This window comes from Mucilaginibacter sp. A5337, from assembly GCF_059690695.1.
The window spans coordinates 1-761 of sequence record NZ_JCAWEC010000024.1; the positions used below are offsets into that span (position 1 = coordinate 1).

A 761-nucleotide genomic window follows, 5' to 3' on the forward strand; every position below is an offset into this window, starting at 1 on the left:
TTAAAATGATTCGCCGATATTCAATATAACCGCGCTGTAGCCTTTACTGAAAGCGTAATCAATACCGATATTGGTATTAGAACCCTTATTAAATTTTACCCTTAATCCTGTGCCCGCAGCCGGGTGCCACGATTTGAAGAAAGTGCCTGAACCACTCACCGTATTTACATTAGCGAAAGCGACAAACCCTAAAAGGCCGTTGGCGGTTATATCCCGGCGATATTCGCTTTCCAAATAGAACAGCGACTTGCCCCTGTACCGGTTCTGATCAATTCCCTCACCGGAACGATTATAAGGATCCCATCCGATGCTTGGCAAATCAAGATACGGCGCGTTGCCGCCCAGCACTGTCCAATAGTAAGACCAGAATGCCAGCGTGTTTTGTTGGTTTTTATTAGCAGGGTTCAACGGCACATATTTCCGGTAATCCAAATACAAGGAATGCCAGCTATCATTGCTACCCATAAAGGCAGGATTAACACGGTAAACAACATTAAAATAGGAACCCGGCAACGGGTTGATGGAATTGTTTCGGGTGTCGTATAACAAAGCCAGATTGATGCCGGACGAAACCGAACTGCCGCCGGTTCCGTAATTATAGCCGGTGAATTGCTTTAAGTCAACCGCCGGATCATCACTTTTAATGCTGCTTCGGTAGTCGATATTGTAACCTCCTCCGGCAAAGAAATAAGGCGTAATTCGCTTAAGCGCACTCTGATAAAAACGGACGTAATTATAATTCACCAGTGTTTTTTCACCGT

General features: G+C 45.1%; 1 protein-coding gene. It reads right to left on the reverse strand.

Annotation, left to right across the window (positions count from 1 at the left end; translation table 11 throughout):
* The coding region (locus AC59JO_RS29540; protein WP_497309999.1) for a BamA/TamA family outer membrane protein at positions 1-761 on the reverse strand (761 nt) is incomplete at its 5' end.